This is a genomic window from Streptomyces griseorubiginosus (assembly GCF_036345115.1).
Classification (GTDB): Bacteria; Actinomycetota; Actinomycetes; order Streptomycetales; family Streptomycetaceae; genus Streptomyces; species Streptomyces griseorubiginosus_C.
The window spans coordinates 5,505,020-5,521,288 of record NZ_CP107766.1 but is presented as its reverse complement, the minus strand read 5'-3'; the positions used below and the strand labels follow the sequence as shown (position 1 = coordinate 5,521,288).

The 16,269-nt window shown below is 72.0% G+C and carries 17 protein-coding genes; 9 read left to right on the top strand and 8 right to left on the bottom strand.

Annotation, left to right across the window (positions count from 1 at the left end; translation table 11 throughout):
• Positions 1–91: 91 nt before the first annotated feature.
• The 3 genes from OHN19_RS25035 (at position 92) to mscL (ending at position 2,303) form a co-directional block, all read left to right on the top strand.
• A complete protein-coding gene (locus OHN19_RS25035; RefSeq protein ID WP_330266341.1) occupies positions 92–925 on the top strand; it encodes an S-methyl-5'-thioadenosine phosphorylase in 834 nt (277 codons plus the stop codon).
• A gap of 211 nt (positions 926–1,136) precedes the next feature.
• Positions 1,137–1,691: a hypothetical protein gene (locus tag OHN19_RS25030; RefSeq protein ID WP_330269701.1), complete on the top strand. Its 555-nt coding sequence runs from the start codon at positions 1,137–1,139 to the stop codon at positions 1,689–1,691.
• 138 nt (positions 1,692–1,829) lie between these two features.
• The gene (gene mscL, locus OHN19_RS25025) at positions 1,830–2,303 is read left to right on the top strand and encodes a large conductance mechanosensitive channel protein MscL (protein ID WP_330266340.1); all 474 of its coding nucleotides are present in this window, start codon (positions 1,830–1,832) and stop codon (positions 2,301–2,303) included.
• Positions 2,304–2,310: 7 nt separating this feature from the next.
• Here mscL and OHN19_RS25020 read toward each other — a convergent pair whose 3' ends face one another.
• Positions 2,311–2,493 carry a hypothetical protein gene (locus OHN19_RS25020; protein ID WP_330266339.1) on the bottom strand — a complete coding sequence of 61 codons (183 nt, stop codon included), beginning with the start codon at positions 2,491–2,493 and terminating at the stop codon, positions 2,311–2,313.
• Between the two features lie 140 nt (positions 2,494–2,633).
• Between OHN19_RS25020 and OHN19_RS25015 the strand changes: the two genes are divergently transcribed.
• Together OHN19_RS25015 and OHN19_RS25010 are read left to right on the top strand one after the other, a co-directional pair.
• Positions 2,634–3,833, top strand: a complete 1,200-nt coding sequence (locus tag OHN19_RS25015) for a low temperature requirement protein A (protein WP_330266338.1) — start codon at positions 2,634–2,636, stop codon at positions 3,831–3,833.
• 48 nt (positions 3,834–3,881) lie between these two features.
• On the top strand, positions 3,882–4,916 hold the full coding sequence (locus tag OHN19_RS25010; protein WP_330266337.1) for a P1 family peptidase: 1,035 nt from the start codon (positions 3,882–3,884) through the stop codon (positions 4,914–4,916).
• Here OHN19_RS25010 and OHN19_RS25005 read toward each other — a convergent pair.
• Positions 4,913–5,518 (bottom strand): TIGR03086 family metal-binding protein, encoded by a 606-nt coding sequence (locus tag OHN19_RS25005; protein WP_330266336.1) that lies wholly within the window; start codon positions 5,516–5,518, stop codon positions 4,913–4,915. The two genes, OHN19_RS25010 and OHN19_RS25005, sit on opposite strands and share 4 nt — an antisense overlap.
• Positions 5,519–5,733: 215 nt before the next feature.
• On the opposite strand from OHN19_RS25005, the gene OHN19_RS25000 reads away from it, so the two are divergent.
• Both OHN19_RS25000 and OHN19_RS24995 read left to right on the top strand, forming a co-directional pair.
• Positions 5,734–6,951 (top strand): L,D-transpeptidase, encoded by a 1,218-nt coding sequence (locus OHN19_RS25000; protein WP_330266335.1) that lies wholly within the window; start codon positions 5,734–5,736, stop codon positions 6,949–6,951.
• Between the two features lie 157 nt (positions 6,952–7,108).
• Positions 7,109–7,855 (top strand): DUF6227 family protein, encoded by a 747-nt coding sequence (locus OHN19_RS24995; RefSeq protein WP_330266334.1) that lies wholly within the window; start codon positions 7,109–7,111, stop codon positions 7,853–7,855.
• Between the two features lie 24 nt (positions 7,856–7,879).
• On the opposite strand, the gene OHN19_RS24990 is transcribed toward OHN19_RS24995, so the two are convergent.
• The 5 genes from OHN19_RS24990 to OHN19_RS24970 all read right to left on the bottom strand — a co-directional run bounded on the left by OHN19_RS24990 (position 7,880) and on the right by OHN19_RS24970 (position 13,954).
• Positions 7,880–8,134, bottom strand: a complete 255-nt coding sequence (locus tag OHN19_RS24990; RefSeq protein ID WP_330266333.1) for a hypothetical protein — start codon at positions 8,132–8,134, stop codon at positions 7,880–7,882.
• A gap of 99 nt (positions 8,135–8,233) precedes the next feature.
• A complete protein-coding gene (locus OHN19_RS24985) occupies positions 8,234–10,390 on the bottom strand; it encodes a fructose-specific PTS transporter subunit EIIC (RefSeq protein WP_330266332.1) in 2,157 nt (718 codons plus the stop codon).
• Between the two features lie 163 nt (positions 10,391–10,553).
• Positions 10,554–11,501 carry a 1-phosphofructokinase gene (gene pfkB / locus OHN19_RS24980; RefSeq protein WP_330266331.1) on the bottom strand — a complete coding sequence of 316 codons (948 nt, stop codon included), beginning with the start codon at positions 11,499–11,501 and terminating at the stop codon, positions 10,554–10,556.
• Entirely contained in the window at positions 11,498–12,259 is a 762-nt protein-coding gene (locus OHN19_RS24975) for a DeoR/GlpR family DNA-binding transcription regulator (RefSeq protein ID WP_330266330.1), read from the bottom strand. The genes pfkB and OHN19_RS24975 overlap by 4 nt, the downstream gene beginning before the upstream one ends.
• A 177-nt stretch (positions 12,260–12,436) precedes the next feature.
• Positions 12,437–13,954: an MFS transporter gene (locus OHN19_RS24970; protein ID WP_330266329.1), complete on the bottom strand. Its 1,518-nt coding sequence runs from the start codon at positions 13,952–13,954 to the stop codon at positions 12,437–12,439.
• Positions 13,955–14,016: 62 nt separating this feature from the next.
• Between OHN19_RS24970 and OHN19_RS24965 the strand changes: the two genes are divergently transcribed.
• A complete protein-coding gene (locus OHN19_RS24965; RefSeq protein WP_330266328.1) occupies positions 14,017–14,982 on the top strand; it encodes a YafY family protein in 966 nt (321 codons plus the stop codon).
• A gap of 121 nt (positions 14,983–15,103) precedes the next feature.
• On the opposite strand, the gene OHN19_RS24960 is transcribed toward OHN19_RS24965, so the two are convergent.
• A complete protein-coding gene (locus OHN19_RS24960; RefSeq protein WP_330266327.1) occupies positions 15,104–15,550 on the bottom strand; it encodes a DUF1772 domain-containing protein in 447 nt (148 codons plus the stop codon).
• Between the two features lie 90 nt (positions 15,551–15,640).
• On the opposite strand from OHN19_RS24960, the gene OHN19_RS24955 reads away from it, so the two are divergent.
• A complete protein-coding gene (locus OHN19_RS24955; protein ID WP_330266326.1) occupies positions 15,641–16,219 on the top strand; it encodes a TetR/AcrR family transcriptional regulator in 579 nt (192 codons plus the stop codon).
• Positions 16,220–16,269: the final 50 nt, after the last annotated feature.

The window sequence follows — 16,269 nt, the reverse complement described above, 5'->3', positions numbered from 1 at the left end:
GCTGGAGGGTCCCCGACGTCCCCCGGCCGGAAGGTCCCCGACGTCCCCCGGCCGGTCGCCGCGGGTTTCGGGCGCCGGATACTGTGCGGGCATGGCGAACGCAGAGATCGGCGTAATCGGCGGCTCCGGCTTCTACTCGTTCCTCGAGGACGTGACCGAGGTCCAGGTCGACACCCCCTACGGTCCGCCCAGCGACTCCCTGTTCCTCGGCGAGGTCGCCGGCCGGCGGGTCGCCTTCCTGCCCCGGCACGGGCGCGGCCACCATCTGCCGCCGCACCGCATCAACTACCGGGCCAACCTGTGGGCGCTCCGGTCGGTGGGGGCCCGGCAGATCCTCGGTCCGTGTGCCGTGGGCGGGCTGCGGCCCGAGTACGGTCCGGGCACGCTGCTCGTACCGGACCAGCTGGTCGACCGTACGAAGTCCCGGGCGGGCACGTACTTCGACGGACTGCCGCTGCCGGGGGGCGGGGTGCCGAACGTGGTGCACGTGTCCCTGGCCGACCCGTACTGCCCCGTCGGGCGGGCGGCCGCGCTGAAAGCGGCTCGCGGGCGGGACTGGGAGGCGGTGGACGGCGGCACGCTCGTCGTGGTCGAGGGGCCCCGCTTCTCCACCCGCGCCGAGTCCCTGTGGCACCAGGCGCAGGGCTGGTCGGTGGTCGGCATGACCGGTCATCCGGAGGCCTCGCTCGCCCGTGAACTGGAGCTCTGCTACACGTCGTTGACGCTGGTCACCGACCTCGACGCGGGCGCCGAGACCGGTGAGGGCGTCTCCCACGACGAGGTGCTGCGGGTGTTCGCGGCGAACGTGGACCGGCTGCGGGGCGTGCTGTTCGACGCGGTGGCGGCCCTGCCGGCCGGGGACGAGCGGGACTGCCTGTGCGTGAACGCGCTGGGCGGGATGGATCCGGGGTTCGAACTGCCTTAGCCGGGGCGGGGTTTGGGACCGGGCTCGGGCTCGGGGCTCGGGCTCGGGGCTCGGGGCTCGGGGCTCGGGGCTCGGGGCTCGGGGCGGAGGCTCTCGTTCGGGTGAGGGAGTTTTCCACAACCGGTGGGTAGTCCACCGGCCCCAGCGGGATCCGGCGCGAGGCGTCATCGTGGCACCGCAAGCCGATCTCTCGTCGCTGGTGGTGGCCCCGATGCCCTTCGCTCCTGCTCCTCCTCCTTCCCTTTCTCCTTCTCCCCTGGTCCCGCAGCCGCCCGGCGCCGACGCCCCGCCGACCTGCGAGGTTCCGCACTTCGCGCCGGTGCGGGTGCGCGGCGGGCGGTATCAACTGCGGCGGCTCGTACGGCACCGACGACGTGCCGTGGCCGTCGGACTGGTCGTCACCGCGGCCGCGCTGGTGGCGGCCGGCCCGCGGGACACCGACGGAGCGCGCGGGCACCCGGTGGTCGCGCCCGTACGCGAGCACCGGGCCGTCACGACGGTGTCGGCGCCGGTGCGGATCGCCGACGGGGCGACGGTGCGGCTGCTGCGGCCCGGGGACCGGGTCGACGTGATCGCCGCGCAGGAGACGGCGGCGGGTGGCGGGGCGCGGGTGATCGCCCGCGGGGCACGCGTGTCGCAGGTTCCGGAGGCGCTGGACGGTGCGGGCGGCAGCGGGGCCCTGGTCGTGCTGTCGGTGCCGCGCTCCACGGCGGCACGGCTCGTCGGGGCGAGCTCGACGGCGCGGTTGGCGGTGACGCTGTGCTGAGCCGCCTGGTCCGCCTGTTGCGCAGGCTTGTGTCAAGTCGCCCTTTCGAGCTACCCAATTGGACAGGGTCACCGCACGTTGACGTAGGTTGCGGAGCTGTTTGTTCCACAACCTGTACGTACGAGAAGAGGCCCGCGGGTGAGCGAGAAGAAGCCGAGCGTCTGGGAGGGCTTCAAGGCCTTCCTGATGCGCGGGAACGTCGTCGATCTGGCAGTCGCGGTGGTCATCGGCGCCGCCTTCACCAACATCGTGAACTCGGTGGTGAAGGGGATCATCAACCCCCTGGTGGGGGCGATCGGCACCAAGAACCTCGACAGCTACAGCACGTGCCTGGAGAAGCCGTGCACGGTCGCGGCGGACGGCACGGTCACCGACGGCATCCGGATCATGTGGGGCTCGGTCCTCGGCGCCACGCTCAGCTTCGTGATCACCGCGGCCGTCGTGTACTTCCTGATGGTGCTGCCGATGGCGAAGTACCTGGCCCGCGTGGAGGCCCGCCGCAAGGCGAAGGAGGGCACACGCGAGGTCATCGAGGTGACCGAGCTGGAGGTCCTCAAGGAGATCCGCGACGCGCTGGTCGCGCAGCGCGGCTCGGGGCACCGCGAGCCGTAGCTCCCGCTCAGATGTGGTGGGGCGGCTTCTCGTCGAGGAAGCGCTTCAGATCGGCCGCGCTGTCACCGTCACCGCGCGGCCGGTCACCCCACCCGCGATCGGTGTCGTCCGACGACTGCTGGTCCAACGGGTCATCGAAAACCAGCCCGGGCTTCGGCTCGCGGGGTTCGGGGGCGGGGGCGGAGGTCATGGGTCCAGGGTACGGCGGTCCGGAGCCCGACCCGGCCGGGCTCACGCCGTGCGACCGGCCGCCGCCCCGGCCCGCCGGCCCACGGGCCTCTGTGAACCCATCGGTACGCACTTCCGGTCGGGATCTGCTGTGCTTGGCCCATGACGTCCAGCCCGCCCCACAGTCCACTGCGCAGACTCACCGCCCGCGGCCGGGACGAGGCCCACCGGGTCGCCTCGCCGCTGGAGCTCTTCTTCGACCTGTGTTTCGTCGTCGCCGTCGCCCAGGCGGGCGTGGGCCTGGTGCACGCGATCGCCGAGGGGCATGCCGGCGAAGGCATCCTCAACTACGCGATGGTCTTCTTTGCCATTTGGTGGGCTTGGATGAACTTCACGTGGTTCGCCTCGGCGTACGACAACGACGACGCGCTGTACCGGGTCGTCACGCTGGTCCAGATCGCCGGTGTCCTGGTGCTGGCGGCCGGGGTGTCCAGGGCGTTCGAGCAGCACGAGTTCCTGGCCGTGTGGCTGGGCTATCTGATCATGCGGCTGGCGTTGATCACGCAGTGGCTGCGGGTGGCCTGGTCGGGCGAGGGCGCGGAGCGGACGATGGCCCTGCGGTACGCGTTCGGTGTGCTGCTGTGCCAGATCGGCTGGCTGGGGCTGTTGGTGCTGCCCGAGGGCGGGCGGCCCTGGGTGTTCCTGGTCATGGCGCTGCTGGAGATGTGTGTGCCGCCGTTCGCCGAGCGGGACCATCCCACGTCGTGGCATCCGCACCACATCGCGGAACGCTACGGGCTGTTCACCATCATCGTGCTCGGTGAGACCATCGCCGCCGCCACGGTCGCCGTGAAGTCCGCCATCGACGAGCAGGACGCGCTGGGCGAGCTCCTGCCGATCGCGGCGGGCGGGCTGCTGATCATCTTCGCTGCCTGGTGGATCTACTTCGTGGTGCCCATCCATGACCGTCTGCGCTCCAACAAGCAGGCGTTCCTGTGGGGTTACGGCCACTACCTGGTCTTCGCCTCGGCCGCCGCGATCGGGGCGGGCCTGGAGGTCGCGGTCGAGCAGGCGGTCGGCAAGGCGCACATCTCGACGATCGCCGCGTCGGCCGCGGTGACCCTGCCGACGGCGCTCTACCTGCTGACCGTGTGGGTACTGCACTCCCGGTTCTTCAAGGTGGGCATCGCGCAGCAACTGGTGCTGCCGGTCACCGCGTTGCTGGTGATCTGCTGCACCTTCCTGGGCGACGGGGCGGTGCTCGCGGCGGGCGTGGTGGCGGGGCTGGCGGTGGTGACCGGGACGACGCTGACCGCGCGGAGGGCGGCTCGGGAGCATGGGGAGCCGGTGCGGGCGGCGTGATCGCGTGACCTCGACGGGTCGGGGCGGTGCCTGGACGAGACTGGTCCCATGACAGTTGACGCTCTGACGGATGTCACCGGGGTGCGTGTAGGGCATGCGACGCGTGCTGGTGGGGGGTGGCTCACCGGGACCACCGTCGTGCTGGCGCCGGAGGGTGGGGCCGTTGCCGCGGTGGATGTGCGCGGGGGCGGTCCCGGGACCAAGGAGACCGATGCGCTCGATCCGCGGAATGTGGTGCAGAAGGTCGAGGCGATCGTGCTGACCGGGGGCAGCGCGTACGGGCTGGACGCGGCCTCGGGGGTGATGGCCTGGCTGGAGGAGCGGGGGCGTGGAGTGCGGGTCGGGCCGGATCCCTCGCAGGTGGTGCCGGTCGTGCCCGCGGCGTGTGTCTTCGATCTGGGGCGGGGCGGGGATTTCCGGGCGCGGCCGGATGCGGCGACCGGGCGGGCCGCCGTCGAGGCCGCGGCGGCGAGTGCGGTGGGGTCGGTGGTGCCGGAAGGGTGTGTGGGGGCCGGGACGGGGGCCGTGGCCGGGGCGATGAAGGGGGGCGTGGGGACGGCGAGTGCGGTGCTGCCCTCGGGGGTCACCGTGGCGGCGCTGGTGGTGGTCAACGCGGCGGGGGAGGTGGCGGATCCGGGGACGGGGGTGCTGTACGGGGAGTTGTTCCAGGGGCGGGTGCGGTATCCGGAGGAGGGGGTGCACGAAGCTGCGCGCCGGCGGCTCGCGGAGACCTCGGCGCACCAGGGCCCGCCGCCGCTGAACACGACGCTCGCGGTGGTGGCCACCGACGCGGAGCTGTCGAAGGCGCAGGCGCAGAAGGTGGCCGGTACGGCGCATGACGGCATCGCTCGCGCCGTACGGCCGGTGCACCTGCTGCACGACGGGGACACGGTGTTCGCGCTGGCGACGGGGGCGCGGAGGTTGGACGCGGCCAATCCGCTGGCGCTCAACGACATCCTCGCGGCGGGGGCGGACATGGTGACCCGGGCGATCGTACGGGCGGTCCGGGCGGCCCAGTCCGTGGACGGGCCGGGCGGGGTGTGGCCGTCGTACGAGTCGCTGTACGGGGTGCCCTCGGCCTAGGCGGCGCTCCAGTGAGGGTCGCGGCCGAGGTGGCGCAGGAGGGTGGCGGTGTCGTCGTCGGACTGGGCGGGGGGCAGGGCGGGGGCGTAGGCGCCGTAGGCTCGGAGGGGTTCGACGATCTTCCTGGCGACCTTGAGGAGGGGGCGGGCCAGTTCGGGGGTGAGGGGGGACGGTCGGCCCGTCGCCGTGGCGATGTCCCAGGCGTGGACCGCCGCGTCCAGTCCGCAGGCCGCCGCGCCGGACCACGGGGGCAGCTTGTGCGGTGGTACCGGTACGGGTACCTCGGCGGCGTCCCGGTCGGCGGCCGCCCACGCCTTCGCGGAGCGGGTCAGGGCGTCCTCCAGGAACGCCGTCGGGTCCACTCCGTCCAGCCGGCCCGACGGGTCGAAGGGGTCGAAGTCGGGGCCGGGTTCGCCGGTCAGCGCGGCGGCGAAGCCGAGCTGGTCGCCTACGGCGTGCTGGAGTACCTGGGTGACGGTCCAGCGTTCGCAGGGCGTCGGCAGGTGCCAGCCGTCGGCGGGGACGGCGCGGACCGCCGTGCGCAGGGCTTCGTGGGAGGCGTCCAGGACGTCCCAGCCGCTGGAGATCGTGCCGTCGCTCATCGAAGCCCCCGTTTCGTCGTGCTCCCACCCTGCTGAACGGTGTGGGCGTCCGTCCACCCCCCGGCCCACGTCCGTCCATGTCTCCCCGCCTTCTGTCCGGGTTCTGTCACATGAGGGCATTCGTCGCGCCGACAGGGAACCCGGGCGGGGACCGGGTCCCTCCTTCTTCACGGAGTGGAGCGGACCACGCACCTCACATCAGTCTGGAGCAGACCGTGACAACGCCGGACATAGCAGCGCGGCACGCACTGGGGGCCTGTGCCGTCCTGGTGGTCGGTGCCCTCACCCTCACCGCGTGCGGAGGCGACTCCGACGGCTCGAGTGAAGGCAAGGGCGGCAAGGACCCCGCGAAGTCGTCCGCGGCGGAGATCGTCATCTCCGCGAAGAACGGTTCCACCGGGGCGTCCATCAACTCGACCGGTGTGAAGGTCAGTGACGGCACGCTGACCGGCGTGAGGATGACGGTGGCGGGGACGGGCCAGGAGGTGCCGGGGGCGATCGCGGCCGGCGGCGGGAGCTGGCGGCCCCAGGAGCAGTTGGAGCGGGGGACGAAGTACGAGATCGCCGCCACGGCGAAGGACTCGGACGGGAAGGCCGTGGCCGCCAAGTCCGTGTTCACGACCGTCTCGAAGGCGAACAGCTTCATCGGGACCTACACGCCGGACAACGGCACGACGGTCGGTGTGGGGATGCCGGTGTCGTTCAGCTTCGACAAGGCGATCAGCGACAAGAAGGCCGTGCAGTCGCACATCACCGTCAGCTCCAGCAGCGGGCAGCGGGTGGTGGGTCACTGGTTCGGGTCGCAGCGGCTGGACTTCCGGCCCGAGGAGTACTGGAAGGCCGGTTCCAAGGTCACGATGAGGATCGACCTGGACGGGGTCGAGGGCGCGAACGGCGTCACCGGCGTGCAGCGCAAGACCGTCAGCTTCACCGTCGGGCGGTCGCAGGTCTCCACGGTGGACGTGAACACGCAGACCATGACGGTGGTGCGGGACGGCAAGGTCCTCGAGAAGGTGCCGATCTCGTCCGGCAGCAAGGAGTTCACCACCTACAACGGGCAGATGGTGATCTCCGAGAAGCACAAGAAGATCCGCATGGACAGCCGGACGGTCGCGCTGGCCAACGCGTACGACATCCCGGACGTGCCGGACGCGATGCGGCTGACCCAGTCGGGCACCTTCATCCACGGCAACTACTGGTACAACAAGGGGAATCCGCCCTTCGGGCGCACCGGTACCAGCCACGGGTGCGTGGGGCTGCGGGACGTGAAGGGCGGCCAGGGCGACACACCGGCCAAGCGGTTCTACGACAGTTCGATGATCGGGGACGTCGTCATCGTCAAGAACTCCCCCGACAAGCAGGTCGCGCCGGACAACGGGCTCAACGGCTGGAACCTCCCCTGGTCCCAGTGGACCGCCGGAAGTGCCGTCTGACCGGCGGTTTTTGACGGATCATCGGGCCGCGTGGGAACTTCTCGCGCGGCCCGGGCGTTTTCCGGGCGTACGTTTTCTCGGTTCCCGGACATGATGTCCGACCGAGGGGCTACGGTATGCACCCACAAGGTGACATGCAGCAACGCCGGGAGAAACCTTGAGCGTTCCGTACGAGACGGCAGCGTACGAACCACCCGAGTCGCCCGAGTCTCCGGAGGAGCACCTCGCGCGACTCCTCGGTCGTGCCCTGAACTCCTTCGAGCTGCCCGACGAGGCCATCAGGCGCCTGGACTGCGCGCTGGCGTACGACAGTTCGCTGCACTCCGCGCACCACAGCGCGGGCCTGCACCGCGAGACGTACCGGCACACCTGGCTGCTCGCCGACGGCTCGGCGCTCACCCTGTGGGAGCTCGTCCACAACACCGCCCGGGACAGCGTTCCGCAGCACGAGGTGTACGTCGACGAGGAGGAGCTGCGGGCGGCAACCGCCCGGCTGCCGTTGCCGCCGGACACCCCGGATTTCGAGCTGCCGGTGACGGTGCAGCTGGAGCCCGTGCACCCGCCGCGGCACGCCTACGTCCCGGACGACTCGGCGGACCACGCGCGCCGACTGCTGCGCCGCGCGGAGAACGCGGACCGGCCGGGCGCGGAGACGGCGGCGTTACTGACCGAGGCGTTCGCGCACCAGATCACGCAGGCCTTCGGGCGTCCGTGCCGGGCGGGGCGCGTCGGGCTGGGCTACTCGCTGTACGAACACGCGTTCCTGCTGCGCGACGGCGCGGAGATCTCCCTGTGGGAGGTCGAGCACACGGCGACGCCCGACGGGCGGCACATGTGCGAGGTGTACGCCAGCGAGGACGCCGCCCGGGAGGCCATGGAGCGGCGCGCGGCTCGGGTGTTCTGAGCCGGGCCGGATGGGCGGTGCGGGTCAGCGACGGCCGCTGAGCTGCCGTACGAGACCCGCGAACGCGTCCTTCTCCGCCGGGGTCAGTTCGACGGACTCGTGGCCGGGGGCGGCCGCACGCGGGCGCGGGAGGGCGGGCAGGCCGTTGGCGACGCGCCAGGCGACCGCCTCGTGGCGGCCGTGGCGCAGCATGTAGGCCAGCCCCGCGGTCCAGGCGAAGACCACCAGGACGAGAAGGGCCACACCCAGCAACTGGTAGACGGAGACGTGCTCAGGCATGCGCTCCAGTAGACACCACGGTCCGGGACTTTGGCCCCGGACCGTGATGTATCTCGCAGGTGGTGTGAACGACTCACAGCCGCCCCAAAGGGGCAGGGATCACGCGGCGACCGGCTGCTTCGCCTCCGTCTCGGCGACGGGCGCGGCGGGGGTCTCGGCCGCCGGCGACGTCTTGCGCATGCCCTTGAGGACGATGACCAGGCCGGCCGTGACGGCCGTACCGATGGCGATGGCCAGCAGGTACAGGAACGGCTTGCCGATGAGGAAGGTGACCCAGATGCCGCCGTGCGGGGCGCGCAGGGTGGAGCCGAAGGCCATGGTCAGGGCGCCGGTGATCGCGCCGCCCGCCATGGAGGCGGGGATGACGCGGAGCGGGTCGGCCGCGGCGAAGGGGATCGCGCCCTCGGAGATGAAGGAGGCGCCGAGGACCCAGGCGGCCTTGCCGTTCTCGCGCTCGGTCTCGGTGAACAGCTTCTTGCGGACGGTGGTCGCGAGCGCCATGCCCAGCGGGGGCACCATGCCGGCGGCCATCACGGCGGCCATGACCTTCATCGCGGAGTCGCTCGGGTCCTGCACGGCGATGCCGGCGGTGGCGAAGGCGTACGCGACCTTGTTGACCGGGCCGCCGAGGTCGAAGCACATCATCAGGCCGAGGAGGACGCCGAGCAGGATGGCGTTGGTGCCGGAGAGGCCGTTGAGCCAGTCCGTCATGGCCTTCTGGGCCTCGGCGATCGGCTTGCCGATCACGATGAACATCAGGAAGCCGACGACGATCGAGGAGATCAGCGGGATCACGACCACCGGCATGATGCCGCGCAGCACCGGCGGGATCTTCACCCGCTGGATCCCGAGGACCACGCCACCGGCCAGCAGACCGGCGACCAGGCCGCCGAGGAAGCCGGCGTTGATGTTGACGGAGATCATGCCGCCGACGAATCCGGGCACGAGTCCCGGCCGGTCGGCCATGCCGAAGGCGATGTATCCGGCGAGCACCGGGATCAGGAAGCCGAAGGCGACCCCGCCGATCTGGAAGAGCAGCGCGCCCCAGCTGTCGACCTGGCCCCAGTCGAAGTGCTCGGAGACCGACTTGGCGCCGTTGATCTGGTAGCCGCCGATCGCGAAGCCGAGGGCGATGAGCAGACCGCCGGCCGCGACGAAGGGGACCATGTAACTCACGCCGGTCATCAGCCACTTGCGGAGCTTGGTGCCGTAGCTGTCACCGGGGTCGCCGGCCCGCTCGACCGGCGTTCCGCCCCTGCCGGCGCCCGCCGTCACCTCACCGCGCGCGGCCTTCCCGCGTACCTCGGTGATGAGTTCGGCCGGGCGGTTGATGCCCGCCTTCACGCCGACGTCGACGGTCGGCTTGCCGGCGAAGCGGTCCTTGTCGCGTACGGGGACGTCGTGGGCGAAGATCACGCCGTCCGCGGCCGCGATGACGGCCGGGTCGAGCCGCTCGAAGCCGGCCGAGCCCTGGGTCTCGACGACGAGTTCGACCCCCGCCGCACGCCCGGCGTTCTCCAGCGACTCGGCCGCCATGTAGGTGTGGGCGATGCCGGTCGGGCAGGAGGTGACGGCGACGATCCGGAAGGGGGCCGCGGGAGCGCCGGTGGCGGTGGGGTTGGCCGTTGCGGTATCGGCGGAGGCCGCCGCCGATACCGCAACGGAGTCTTCGGAGACGGCCGGGGCACCGGCCGCGGAAGCCGCCTCGTCGCCGACCGCGGGCTCGGAAGCACCCTCGGCGCTGGCCGCAGTCCCGGAAACACCCCCGGCCCCGGAAGCGCCCTCGGAGCCGCCGCCGCTCACCGCCGCCGGCGCCTCGTCCCCGCGGATCAGCGCCGCCGTTCCCGCCGCGTCACCGGCCGCCCGCAGCGCGTCCGTGAACTCGGTGTTCATCAGCTGCCGGGCCAGGGACGACAGGATCGTCAGGTGGGCGTCGTCGGCGCCGGCCGGGGCGGCGATCAGGAAGATCAGGTCGGCGGGGCCGTCCGGCGCGCCGAAGTCGATCCCGGCGGCGCTGCGCCCGAAGGCGAGCGTGGGCTCGGTGACGTGCTGGCTGCGGCAGTGCGGGATGCCGATACCGCCGTCGAGGCCGGTCGGCATCTGTGCCTCGCGGGCGGCCACGTCGGCGAGGAAGCCCTCCAGGTCGGTCACCCGGCCCAGGGCGACCATGCGCTCGGCGAGGGCACGTGCCGCCGCTTCCTTGGTGTCGGCGGACAGGTCGAGGTCGACCAGGTCCGCGGTGATCATCTCGCTCATCGCGGGCTCCTTCGCACGCGTATCGCCCGGGGAGTGGAGTGGGCGTAGGGGGAGGGGACGGGGGTGCAGCGGGGGTTCTTCACGGGGAGGGGGGTGGCGGCGGGGAGTAACAGCACCGGTACGGCCGTAGGGGCATCCATGAGTGCCGTCATGACCGGGCCGTTCATGACACCGGCTCCTTCAGCGGGCGGTCCACCGGCACCTCCGCCGTGACCGTGACCGCCGCCGGGTCCAGGTCGGCCGGGGTCGGCATCACGCTGCCGGGCAGCTGGACGGCCGCCGCGCCATGGGCGACCGCGGAGGCGAGGGCGTCCGGGCCGCTGCCGCCGGCGATCAGGAATCCGGCCAGGGACGAGTCGCCCGCGCCGACATTGCTGCGTACGGAGTCCACGCGCGCGCTGCCGAACCAGGCGCCCGTGCCGTCCACGAGCAGCTGCCCGTCCGCGCCCAGGCTCGCGAGCACGGCGCGGGCGCCCATCTCGCGCAGTTCCTCGGCGGCCTTCAGCGCGTCGCCGACCGTGGCGAGGGGACGTCCGACGGCCTCCGCGAGCTCCTCGGCGTTCGGCTTCACCACGTCGGGCCGTTCCCGCAGCGCCTCCTGGAGGGCGCGCCCCGAGGTGTCCAGCGCGATGCGGGCGCCCCCGGCGTGCGCCCGGGCGACCACGTCGGCGTACCAGGAGGGCGCGAGCCCCCGGGGCAGGCTGCCGCAGCAGGCGATCCAGTCCGCGCCCGCCGACTGCTCGCGGACCGTCTCCAGGAGCAGCTCCTGCTCCTCGGAGGACAGTTCGGGACCTGGCGCGTTGATCTTCGTGAGCACTCCGTCCGACTCGGCGAGCGCGATGTTGGAGCGGGTGGCGCCCGCGACCGGGACCGGCGCGACCTCGATGCCCTGCGCGTCGAGCAGGTCGGCGACGAGCGCGCCCGGCGCACCACCCAGGGGCAGGACCGCGACCGTGCGCTGTCCCGCGGCGGCGACCGCGCGCGAGACGTTGACGCCCTTGCCGCCGGGGTCCATGCGCTCGCCGGTGGCGCGGATGACCTCGCCGCGCTCCAGGGCGGGAACCTCGTAGGTGCGGTCGAGGGACGGGTTCGGGGTGACGGTGAGGATCATGCGCGCACTACTTCCGTGCCGCCCAGCTCGATGGCGGCGGCGTCTTCGGGGCTCAGCCCGCTGTCGGTGATCAGCAGGTCCACGTCGCCCAGGTCGCCGAAGCGGGCGAAGTGCTCCTGGCCGTGCTTGGCGGAGTCGGCGAGGAGGACCACCCGGCGGGCGGCGGCGATCGCCGCGCGCTTGACCGCGGCCTCGGCGAGGTCGGGGGTGGTCAGACCGTGGTCGGCGGAGAAGCCGTTGGCCGCGACGAACAGGACGTCGGCCCGGATCTCGCCGTACGCCCGCAGCGCCCAGGCGTCGACGGCGGCGCGCGTACGGTGCCGTACCCGCCCCCCGACGAGGTGGAGCTGGATGCCGGGGTGGTCCGCGAGGCGGGCCGCGATCGGCAGGCTGTGGGTGACGACGGTGAGCGAGGCCTCCAGCGGGACGGCGGCGGCCAGCCGGGCCACGGTCGTGCCGGCGTCGAGGATCACGGTGCCCTCGGTCGGCAGTTCGGCGAGGGCCGCCTTGGCGATGTGGTCCTTCTCGTCGGCCGCGGTGGTCTCGCGCTCGGCGAGGTCCGGCTCGAAGTCGAGGCGCCCGGCCGGGATGGCCCCGCCGTGCACCCGGCGCAGCAGGCCCGCGCGGTCCAGGGCCTTCAGGTCCCGCCGGATGGTCTCGGCGGTGACCTGGAACTCCTCGGCCAGGGAGACGACGTCCACCCGCCCGCCGTCACGCGCGAGCCGGAGGATCTCCTGCTGCCGCTCCGGTGCGTACATGTCCGCTCGCCTCCGACTGATGCCCGAACGTGTGGTTTCAGCTCGGAGGCTACGCCCGGATTTCGGGAAAGTAAACAGGTTCGGGCGCGATCCGGGCATGAACGGACTTCCGAATGTGCCCGCGAACAGCGGAGAGGCCCGGCACCTTGGCAGGTACCGGGCCTCTCCTACGGCCTTTCAGGACACGAGCTCGGGCTGCTTCTCCTCCACCACGGGAAGCTCACCCGCCCCCTCCACGTGCTGGGCCGGCCGCTTCGGCAGCGCGAACATCAGCAGGAAGATGACGACCATCACCGCCGCGACCCACCCGAGCGCGTGCTGGAAGGCGTCCACGAAGGCCGGGCCCACCTGGGCGGGCGTCAGGTGGTCGCCGATGACCCCGAAGAACACGACCGACACCAGGCCGAGCCCCAGCGCGTTGCCCATCTGCTGCACGGTGTTGATGAGCCCGGACGCCGATCCGGCGTGCTCCTTCGGCACCTCCGACAGCACCGCGTCGGTGAGCGGCGCGACGATCAGCCCCATGCCCACGCCCATCACGACCAGCGGCAGCGCCATCTGCCAGGAGCTGATCGCCATGCCGTACCGCTCGGCCTCCCAGAGGTAGAGCAGCACGCCCAGCGCCATCAGCAGCGCGCCGGCCTGGAGGACCTTGCGCCCGAAGCGGGGCACGAGCTGCTGCACGGAGAGACCGGCGGCCGTGGAGACGGCGAGGGAGAACGGCACCCCGGTCAGCCCCGCCCGCAGCGGGCTCCAGCCGAGGCCGGTCTGCATGTACAGGGTCCACACCAGGAAGAAGATGCCGAGCCCGACACCGAAGACGGTCTGCACCGCGATACCGGCCGCGAAGCTCTTCACCTTGAACAGCGACAGCTCGACCAGCGGCGACCCGTCCCGCGCGGCCTTGCGCCGCTCGTACGCCACCAGCGCGGCGAACACCAGGGGCGCTCCGGCCATCGACACGTATCCCCACAGCGGCCAGTCCAGCTCCTCACCGCGGGTCAGCGGGTAGAGCAGCATCAGCAGCCCGAGCACGACCATGGCCACGCCCACCAGGTCCAGCTTGAGGGCCCGCGGGGCCTTGGACTCGGTGATGAAACGGCTTCCGAGGACGAGGCCCGCGATCCCGACCGGCAGGTTGATGAGGAAGATCGGCCGCCATTCGAGGCCGAACAGGTTCCACTCGGTCAGCAGCGCGCCGAGCAGCGGTCCGGACACGGCACCCAGTCCGACGACCGCGCCGAACAGCCCGAACACCTTGCCACGCTCGTGCGCCGGGAAGGTCGCGTGCACGATCGACAGCACCTGCGGCACCATCATCGCGGCCATGGCGCCTTGCAGGATCCGGGCCGCGACCAGCATCTCCGGCCCGGCGGCGAAGCCGCACAGCGCCGACGCGAGCGTGAACCCGCCGATCCCGACGAGGAACAGCCGCTTGCGTCCGTGGATGTCACCGAGCCGCCCGCCGGTGATCAGTCCGGCCGCGAAGGCGAGGGCGTAACCGGCGGTGATCCACTGGATCTGGCTGACGGAGGCGCCGGCGTCCTGCCGGATGGACGGGATGGCGATGTTGACGATCGTGACGTCGACGAGGTCCATGAAGGCCGCGGTCATCACGATGGCGAGGGCGAACCAGCGACGCCGGTCGCCCGCGGCGGGCCGTACAGCGGTGGATGTGGTCTCGGTGGAGGTCATGCATCGAAGCTACGACCCCATTAGGTCAGATCGTGTCCTAGTCGTACGGCATCCTCGAACTCATGACGACGGACACCCCGGCACGGCTCCTGACGCTCCTCTCCCTCCTCCAGACGCCCCGCGAGTGGCCCGGCGGCGAGCTGGCCGACCGCCTCCAGGTCTCCCGCCGCACGGTCCGGCGGGACATCGACCGCCTCCGTGAGCTCGGCTATCCCGTCCAGGCGACCAAGGGCTCCGAGGGCGGCTACCGCCTGGTCGCCGGCAAGGCCATGCCACCGCTCGTCCTCGACGACGAGGAGGCGGTGGCCATCGCGGTCGGCCTGCGGGCGGGGGCCGGGCACGCGGTCGAGGGCGTGGACGAGGCGTCCGTACGGGCCCTGGCGAAGCTGGAACAGGTCCTGCCCTCCCGGCTGCGGCACCGGGTCTCGACCCTCCAGGCCGCGACGACTCCGCTGACCAGCGGGGACGGGGCGAGCATCCCTACGGAGACGCTGACCGTGATGGCGTCCACGGTGGCCGGTCACGAGCGGCTCCGGTTCGCCTACCGGGCGAAGGACGGGGCGGGGTCGCGCCGTGTCGTGGAGCCGTACCGGCTGGTCTCCGCCGGGCAGCGCTGGTATCTCGTCGCTTACGACCTCGACCGCGGCGACTGGCGGACGTTCCGCGTGGACCGGGTGAGCGAGCCGTTCGCCACGGGGGCGCGATTCGCTCCGCGGGAGCTGCCGACGGGGAGCGCGGCGGAGTATCTGCGGCAGTCGATGTACCGGCGCCAGGAGACGTACGAGCTGGTCGTGACGTTCGAGGCGGACGCGTCGGTGGTCGGGGCCCGGGTGCCGGGATGGATGGGGGTCCCGGAGCCCCTGGGCGCGGGCCGGTGCCGGTTGCGGAGCTCGGTCGGGGACTCGGTGGACTGGATGGCGGTGCGGCTGGCCATGACGGGGGTGGAGTTCCGGGTGCAGGAACCGCCGGAACTGGTGGATGCGGTGCGGGAGTTGGGAGGACGGTTGGTGCGGGCGGCGGGCGCCTGAGGGGGTGGTGGGGGCGGCTGGCGGGCGGGTGCGGGTTGGTGGGGGCTGGTCGCGCAGTACCCCGCGCCCCTGGGTGGGTGCAGGGGACGTGCGCCACGAGGTTGCTCGTCTCCTTTGCGAGCTAGGCGCGAGCGACGACCAGCAGGGCGAAGGCGGCGATGATCTCGGCGACTCGGACGTAGTGCCAGCGGTTCCAGCGGTTCAGCTGCTGCTTCCAGTCGGCGGGACGGTTCTCGGGGGTCCATGTCTTGTTGCGGTTGTTGATCGGGACCAGCAGCAGGATCGACATGACCACGCTGAGCAGCAGCAGCGCGCCGGCGGCGACGACCAGGCCGGCGTGCTGGTGGTGCCGTCCGGCGACGGCCCAGACCGCGACGAGGACGAGCGAGCCGATGTACCAGACCGGCATGACGGCGCCGAGCATGCGGCCCCCGTGGGCGTGACCGAGCTGGGTGCTGTCGTCGGGCAGGGCGTTGAGGATCGGGCCGAGGACGAAGGCGACGGCGAACTCCACGCCCACCATCAGGCCGACGACGACGGTGGCGATGACCTCAAGTGAGTTGAGCATGATGATCCTCCCGGGATCTAGCGTTGCTAGCCGATGAGGCAACGCTAGTACTACTGCCGCTCGATTGTCTAGCGGTGCTAGAATCGCGTCATGTCGGTACAGGAACGCAAGGAACGCGAACGGGCGGAGCGCGAGCGCCTCATCGTGGCGACCGCCCGTGAGATCGCCGAGCAGCAGGGCTGGGACGCGGTCACCACCCGCCGGCTCGCCGAGCGCATCGAATACAGCCAGCCCGTCCTCTACAGCCACTTCCGGGGCAAGCGCGAGATCATCGGCGCCGTCGCCGTCCAGGGGGCCGCCGAGATCGCCGTGGCGGTGCGGGCCGCGACCGCCGGCGCGGACGGTCCGCGCGAGCGGGTCGCCGCGCTCGCCCGCGCCTACCTCGACTTCGCCGCGCGCAACCCGGCTGTCTACGACGCCCTGTTCCAGCTCGACGGCGGCCTGGCCTTCGCCCGGGAGGACACCCCGGAACCCCTGAAGGACGCCTTCGCCGCGCTGCTGGAGAGCCTGGGCGAGGTCGCCGGGGAGGGTGTCGACCCGGGGCTGTTCACCGAGCTGTTCTGGGCGTCCCTGCACGGCCTGGCCACCCTGACCCGGGCGGGACGGCTGCCACCGCAGGACATCGAGCCGAGGGTGGAGCTCCTCGTGGACCGGCTCGCCGTGGTCTGACCTCGTGTCGACGGATGCGCACAAACGGCCACCAGCACGCCGACCGGCGC